General features: G+C 61.7%; 6 protein-coding genes. 2 read left to right on the top strand and 4 right to left on the bottom strand.

The window, feature by feature from the left end:
• From pepN to AC1D1X_RS11650, 3 genes are all read right to left on the bottom strand, one after another.
• Positions 1 to 1,841: aminopeptidase N (pepN, locus tag AC1D1X_RS11660; RefSeq protein ID WP_477698311.1), on the bottom strand; the 1,841-nt coding region annotated here is incomplete at its 3' end.
• 68 nt (positions 1,842 to 1,909) lie between these two features.
• A protein-coding gene (gene prfB / locus AC1D1X_RS11655) for a peptide chain release factor 2 (RefSeq protein WP_477668088.1) occupies positions 1,910 to 3,014 on the bottom strand; the annotation gives its coding sequence in 2 pieces (ribosomal slippage) (positions 1,910 to 2,932 and positions 2,934 to 3,014; 1,104 coding nt in all).
• A 74-nt stretch (positions 3,015 to 3,088) separates the two neighbouring features.
• Positions 3,089 to 4,024, bottom strand: a complete 936-nt coding sequence (locus AC1D1X_RS11650; RefSeq protein ID WP_477668087.1) for an alpha/beta fold hydrolase — start codon at positions 4,022 to 4,024, stop codon at positions 3,089 to 3,091.
• Positions 4,025 to 4,032: 8 nt separating this feature from the next.
• Here AC1D1X_RS11650 and AC1D1X_RS11645 point away from each other — a divergent pair, with 8 nt between their 5' ends.
• On the top strand, positions 4,033 to 5,943 hold the full coding sequence (locus AC1D1X_RS11645; protein ID WP_477698310.1) for an acetate--CoA ligase: 1,911 nt from the start codon (positions 4,033 to 4,035) through the stop codon (positions 5,941 to 5,943).
• A 149-nt stretch (positions 5,944 to 6,092) separates the two neighbouring features.
• Here AC1D1X_RS11645 and AC1D1X_RS11640 read toward each other — a convergent pair whose 3' ends face one another.
• Positions 6,093 to 6,758, bottom strand: a complete 666-nt coding sequence (locus tag AC1D1X_RS11640; RefSeq protein WP_477668085.1) for a YiaD family glycine zipper/OmpA-like lipoprotein — start codon at positions 6,756 to 6,758, stop codon at positions 6,093 to 6,095.
• Positions 6,759 to 7,030: 272 nt separating this feature from the next.
• Here AC1D1X_RS11640 and AC1D1X_RS11635 point away from each other — a divergent pair.
• Positions 7,031 to 7,241, top strand: a 211-nt coding sequence (locus AC1D1X_RS11635) for an aldo/keto reductase (RefSeq protein WP_477698309.1), incomplete at its 3' end; no start/stop codon positions are given.

The following is a 7,241-nucleotide window of genomic DNA, read 5'->3' as shown; positions in this document are numbered from 1 at the left end:
GGGTCTGCGCCACCAGCTATGGATTTGATAGCGCGGTTGACGGCCAGGCGTTGCCCGGCCTCCCAGCGGTTGAAAGGGTCGCTGTCATGCGCCAGCAGGTGCAGCAGCTGGGCGTCGGTGTAGTCAAACTCCAGCACCACCGGGGCGGTGAAGCCGCGCAGGATGGAGGGCACCGGCTCGGCATCGATGTTGACGAAGGTCAGCGTTTCGCTGGCCTGCGTCAGCACTACGGTACGGGTGCGGGCAGGTGCCTGGCTCTCACCGGCCAGCTGCAGCGGCAAGTCCTGGCCATCTGCGCCCAGCAGGCCCAGGCCGACCGGTATGACAAACGGCTCCTTCACGGCTTGCCCTGCCGTGGGCATGCAGCTTTGCGACAAGGTCAGGGTGTAGGTGCGCGCCGCCGCGTCATAAGCACCCTGCGCGTGCACACGCGGCGTGCCGGCCTGGCTGTACCAGCGCTTGAACTGCGGCAGCAGGCGCGCCAGGTCCGACATCGGGTTGGCGTCGGCAATCGCCTGCGCAAAGTCGTCGCAGGTTACGGCGTGGCCGTCGTGCCGTTCAAAGTAAAGCGTCATGCCGCGGGCAAAGCCATCGCGGCCCACCAGCGTCTGCATCATGCGCACGACTTCGGCGCCCTTTTCATAAATCGTGACGGTGTAGAAGTTGCTGATCTCGACGTAGCTGTCGGGCCGCACCGGGTGGGCCATGGGGCCGGCGTCTTCGGGGAACTGGGCGGTGCGCAGCACACGCACGTCCTCAATGCGCTTGACGGCGCGGGCCGAGGCTTCGCCGCACAGGTCTTGTGAAAACTCCTGGTCGCGGAAGACCGTCAAGCCTTCCTTCAGGCTGAGCTGGAACCAGTCGCGGCAGGTCACGCGGTTGCCGGTCCAGTTGTGGAAGTACTCGTGGCCGACCACGCTTTCGATGTTGGAGAAATCAACATCGGTGGCGGTGGCCTGGTTGGCCAGCACGTACTTGGTGTTGAAGATGTTCAGGCCCTTGTTTTCCATCGCACCCATGTTGAAGTCGCTGGTGGCGACGATCATGAAGCGTTCCAGGTCCAGCGGCAGGCCGAAGCGGGCCTCGTCCCAGGCGACCGAATGCATCAGCGAAGTCATGGCGTGCTCGGTTTTGTCCAGGTCACCGGGGCGCACATAGACCTGTAGCACGTGTTCCTTGCCTGCGCGGGAGGTGATGCGCTGCTCGCGGGCCACCAGCTGGCCGGCTACCAGGGCAAAGAGGTAGCTCGGCTTTTTGTGCGGGTCTACCCACTTGGCGAAATGCCGCGCGCCGTTGGGGCCGGGCTCCAGCGGGCCCTGGCTGACCAGGTTGCCGTTGGACAGCAGCACCGGGTACTGCGCCTTGTCGGCGCGCAGGGTCACGGTGTAGCTGGCCATCACGTCGGGGCGGTCCAGGAAGTAGGTGATACGCCTGAAACCCTCAGCCTCACACTGCGTGAAGAAGGAGTTGTTGCTGACGTACAGGCCCATCAGCTTGGTGTTTTTGGCGGGGCAGGTGGTGGTGAAGATTTCCAGCTCGAAGGGCTCGGTGCCCTCTGGCAGGTTTTCCAGCACCAGCTGGTTGCCTTCCATCTTGAATGAGGTGCCCTGGCCGTTGACCAGAACACGGGAGAGATTGAGCTCTTCGCCGTCCAGCTTCAGGGCTTGTGCCGGTACGTCCGGGTTGCGGCGCAGGCTCATTTTGTTGAGCACGCGCGTTTTCTGCGGGTCCAGGTCAAAGCACAGATCGACCGTGTCGATCCAGTAGGCGGGCGCGACGTAGTCGGCGCGGTTGATGACCACCGCGGCGCCGGGGCTCGCTCCGTCAAGCATATGCAGCATGGTTAATTCCTGAAAATCAAAATTTCACAACTTCCGGAGCGCGTCGAAAGTCACACGCTCACACGCCCTCACACACCTTGTTTGAGTGAGGCTTCAATAAACACGTCCAGGTCGCCGTCCAGCACTTTCTGCGTGGCCGAGACTTCCACATTGGTGCGCAGGTCCTTGATGCGGCTGTTGTCCAGCACATAGCTGCGGATCTGGTGGCCCCAGCCCACGTCGGTTTTTGTGTCTTCGAGTTTTTGCTGGGCTTCCTGCTGCTTGCGCAATTCGAAGTCATACAGGCGCGAGCGCAGGCGTTTCCAGGCGACGTCGCGGTTGCTGTGCTGGCTTCGGCCGTCCTGGCACTGCACCACAATGCCGGTCGGGATGTGCGTCAGGCGCACGGCCGAGTCGGTCTTGTTGATGTGCTGGCCGCCGGCGCCGCTGGCGCGGAAGGTGTCGGTGCGCACGTCCGACGGGTTGATCTCGATTTCAATCGAGTCATCGATCTCGGGGTAGACAAACACCGAAGCGAACGAGGTGTGGCGCCCGCCGGAGGAGTCAAACGGCGACTTGCGCACCAGGCGGTGCACGCCGGTTTCCGTGCGCAGCAGGCCGAAAGCGTACTCGCCCTCGATCTTGATGGTCGCACCCTTGATACCTGCCGTGTCGCCCGGGGATTCGTCTTCGACGGTGGTCTTGAAACCCTTGCGCTCGGCGTACTTGAGGTACTGGCGCAGCAGCATGCTGGCCCAGTCGCAGGCTTCGGTGCCGCCGGCGCCGGCCTGGATGTCCAGGAAGCAGGGCAGGGGGTCGGCCGGGTTGTTGAACATCCGGCGGAATTCCATCTTTTCGACTTCCGTAGCCACCTTGGCGGCTTCTGCTTCAATCGTCTGCATGCCGGCGTCATCGCCTTCGGCCTTGGACATCTCGAAGAGTTCGGTGTTGTCGGCCAGCTCGGAGCTCAGGCGGTCGATCACATGGACCACGTCTTCCAGCGATTTCTTTTCCCTGCCGAGCTCTTGCGCGCGCTTGGGGTTGTCCCAGACCTTCGGGTCTTCCAGTGCGGCGTTGACTTCGTTCAGTTTTCGTTCTTTGGCAGGGTAGTCAAAGATACCCCCGAAGTTCGTTGACCCGGTTGCTGAGGTCGATGAGCTGGTTGCCGATGAGGTTGATGCGTTCTGCTTCCATGATTTTTCTGTCCTGAGATGTGTGATTGCCGCATTGGCGGCTGAACCGCCCATTTTCTCACGATGCGGCGCGTTTCAGCTCAGAAAGCCCTCAATCAGTGTTGCCAGCTGTTCCGGTTGGTCGTGGTGCAGCATGTGGCCGGCATCCTGGATCACGGCGACACGGGCTTCGCGCACCTGTTTGAGCCGTTCGTGGTACTCGGTCAGGGTGTATTTTTCCTTCCACCACAGAGCCAGGGAGTCGTCGGACGCTTCGACGGCCAGCACCGGAGCACTGATGCAGCGGTAGACCTCGAGGGCTTCATCGACGCGGTAGAGCTGCGCGCTGGTGATCTTGTGGGCGGCTTCTCCCAGAATCTCCCATTTCCCTGCGGCATTTGGCCGGGACCAATGGCTGGCCAGCCAGCCGGCCTTGTCGGCGGACAGGCGCGGGTTGGTTCTCATCAGGCGGCGCGCCACACCGGCCACGTCGGCATAGGCTTTGAGTTCCAGCTCACCCCTATGCAGGCTTTTGAGTTCGTTCATCCATTGGGCATAGCGGCCGGGGGCTTGCCCGGCCTGGGTGGACGGCAGGCCAAAGCCTTCCAGATTGACCAGCCTGCGGATGCGCGCCGGCCGTACGCCCGCGTACAGCATGGCGACATTGCCGCCCATGCTGTGGCCTACCAGATCAACGGGTTTGTCACCCGCGTAGTGGTCGAGCAGAAAGTCCAGGTCCGCCAGGTAATCGGGAAACCAATAATTGTCAGCAGGGCTGCCTGCGGGGCCGGAGCCGGTCAACCCGAAACCGCGCCAGTCGGGCGCGATGATGGTCCGGCCGCTGACGAAGGCCTCCGACAGTGCGTCCACCATGAACTGGTAAGAGGCCGCCACGTCCATCCAGCCATGCACCAGAACCAGCGGCGGCAATGCGGGGTTCGCGCCTGCTGCGCTTTCCCAGAGCCACACGTGGTAACTCAAGCCACGTATAGGGACAAACTCGCTGCGTGATGATCGTTTTTCTTTGTACATTGGTTCCCATGATAAAGAGACACGAATCGAAACGCAGTCAAGGCAGCGACAAGACCGGTGGCGGCAGGAATTCCCCGGAAAGTGGACCGGTTGACCTGTACGCAGCGCTGCACGCCGGCTTCCGCTGGCAGGTTGACGAGCACTTCAACATCGCCGAAGTGTGTTGCAGCCGCTGGGCCAGGGGTGAAGGTGCAACGGCGGGTGCTACTAAAAGAATAGCTGTTCGCGCTCACCAGCCGGGCGCTGCAGCCATTTTTTATACCTATGCAGAATTGCAGGATGCCGCCGATGCGCTGAGCCATGTGCTGACCGGCCTCGGTGTACAGCGCGGCGACCGCGTTGCCATCGTGATGCCGCAACGTTTTGAAACCGCTGTGGCTTACATGGCGGTCTTCCAGATGGGGGCGGTCGCCATGCCGCTGTCCATGCTGTTCGGCCCTGACGCGCTCGAATACCGGCTGCAGGACAGCGATGCCGTGCTGGCCATTTGCGATGAAAGTTCGATTGACAGCCTGAATGCCATCCGTGGCAACTGCCCGGCATTGCGCACGGTGGTGGCAGCAGGTACGGCGCAGGGCAAGGGTGACGTGGACTACGAAACCGCGTTAGCGACACATAGGAGCGCCTTCACCGCCGTCAAGACCAAGGCCGACGAAGGCGCGATCCTGATCTACACCAGCGGGACCACCGGCCCGCCCAAGGGTGCGCTGCTGCCGCATCGCGCCTTGATTGGCAACCTGCCTGGCTTCATCTGCAGCCAGAACTGGTTTGGCTTTGACGGCAAAACCAATAAAAAGTCGGACGCTGTTTTCTGGTCCCCGGCAGACTGGGCGTGGACAGGCGGCCTAATGGACGCCTTGCTGCCCAGCCTTTACTTCGGCCGGCCCATCGTTGCCTTCAACGGCCGCTTCAGCCCCGAGCTGGCCTTCAGCCTGATGGCGGAACAGGGCGTCACACACACCTTTTTGTTCCCGACGGCGCTCAAGGCCATGATGAAGGCCTACCCCAGGCCCGCGCAGCATTTCAAGCTGAAACTGCAGGCCATGATGAGTGCCGGCGAAGCCGTGGGCGATGCGGTGTTTGCGTACTGCAAGGATCAGCTCGGTGTGATCGTCAACGAGATGTTTGGCCAGACTGAAATCAATTACGTGGTGGGCAACTGCAGCATGAACAGGGTTCATGGCGAGCGCAGCGCCGGGCCGCCCCAAGCAAGCTCAGCCCCCTCGGGGGGCAGCGCATTACACGAAGTGAAAAGCGTGGGGGCGTTTGCAGGTTGGCCTGCGCGGCCGGGCAGCATGGGCAAAGGCTACCCGGGCCACCGCRTGGCGGTGATTGATGACGAAGGCAATGAATGCGCGGTGGGCGTGCCGGGCGATGTGTCGGTCAACCGCTACGACATCCACGGCGACCCCGATCCGATTTTCTTTCTCGGGTACTGGAAGAAAGACGAGGCCACCCGCGGCAAGTTCACCGGCGACTGGTGCCGCACAGGCGACCTGGCAAGGCGCGATGCCGATGGCTACCTCTGGTACGAAGGCCGTGCCGACGACGTCTTCAAGGCCGCCGGCTACCGCATCGGCCCCGGTGAGATCGAGAACTGCCTGGTCAAGCACGCAGCTGTCGCCAACGCCGCCGTGGTGCCAAAACCCGACCGCGAGCGCGGTGCAGTCGTGAAAGCCTATGTGGTGCTCGCTCCTGATTTGATAGCTGCTCGCGCAAGCCACTTGGGCGGTACAGCCCGATTTGATGATGAACTAACGCTGCAGCTGCAAGCCCACGTCAAGACCATGCTGGCACCGTATGAGTACCCCAAGGAGATTGAGTTCATAGAGGCGTTGCCCATGACCACGACGGGTAAGGTGCAAAGGCGCGTGCTGCGGTTGCAAGAGGAAGAGCGCTTCAAAAACTCAGCAGGCTGACAAAGAAGCACCCATGAAAAAAGCACCCGAGGGTGCTTTTTGTTGCGCTGCCAGCAGGGGCCGGGATCTGGCTTTGCCAGTCCCAAGGCGCCTGTCCCCTGCAAGGGGAGGTGGCGCTACACGAAGTGAGCGCCGGCAGGGGTGTTCAGTTACCTAGCTGCGACTTGTTCGGCCACGTAGATTTCAACGCGGCGGTTCTTGTCGCGGCCTTGCTGCGTGTTGTTGTCGGCCACCGGCTCACGCGAACCGCGGCCGTCCGTCACGATGCGGGTGCGTGCCACGCCGCGGCTGACCAGATAGTCGCGGGCCGAATCGGCACGGTCAATGGACAGCGGGTTGTTGATGGCGTCAGAGCCGGTGTTGTCGGTGTGGCCGATGATGGTCACTGTCGTCACCGGGTTCTGGTTCAGGCTGGTGGCGAACTGGTTCAGGATAGGTGCGAAGTTCGGCTTGATGGCGGAACGGCCCACGTCAAAAGAAACGTCGCTGGGGATGTCGAGCTTCAGGCGGTTGTCGGTGGTCTGGCTGACGGCTACGCCGGTACCAACAGTCGCCTTTTCCATCGCAGCTTTCTGGTCCTGCATTTTCTTGGACCAGATATAACCACCGCCGGCACCCACAGCACCGCCCAGAACAGCACCGGTGGCTGCGCCTTTGGATCCGCCGGTCGCTGCGCCCAGCACCGCGCCTGCTACGGCGCCAATACCGGCGCCCTTGGCGGTGCCCTGCTGTGTTTCGCTCATGTTGGCGCAGCCGGAGATGGCCAGCGCGGCCAGCGCCGCACAGGTAATGGATGTGATGGTCAGTTTGTTCATGAAATGCTCCTCGGAAAGTTAATGTAGGTAATCTAGGTATGGGAGTGAAGGAGAGCGGTTGTCGGTCTCACTTCAATCAGCAGCGCATTAAAGCGCGGGTGTGTGAATACTAGGCATGCAAAAAGTGAGCAGTTGTAAGACAAGGGCGCGATATAGGCGAGCCTGCACGCCGTTTGCGGAGACCTTAAACTAGCCGTTTTGTCAATTTCGTGAATTCCGTCACAGCGTTTTTGCTGTCGTACGGCCTCTTCCATCTCACATGTGGCTCCTCCATGAATAAAGTTCAACTCGGCTCCAGCGACCTTCACGTGACCCCCATTTGCCTGGGCACCATGACATTCGGTGAGCAGGTGGATGAGCCCACGTCCCATGCCATCCTGGACCGCTCGCTGGAGCGCGGCGTCAACTTTCTCGACACCGCCGAAATGTATTCAGTGCCGGCGCGCGCCGAGACCTGTGGTTCGACCGAAACCATCATCGGCA

This window comes from Polaromonas sp. P1_G4 (assembly GCF_056405475.1).
Note: the sequence above shows the minus strand (reverse complement) of the source record. Positions and strands in the feature narration are given on the sequence as shown.

Bases quoted from the DNA above. Each gene is read 5' to 3' on its own strand.
- AC1D1X_RS11650 (WP_477668087.1), bottom strand. From the start codon at position 4,024: ATGTACAAAGAAAAACGATCATCACGCAGCGAGTTTGTCCCTATACGT.
- AC1D1X_RS11640 (WP_477668085.1), bottom strand. From the start codon at position 6,758: ATGAACAAACTGACCATCACATCCATTACCTGTGCGGCGCTGGCCGCG.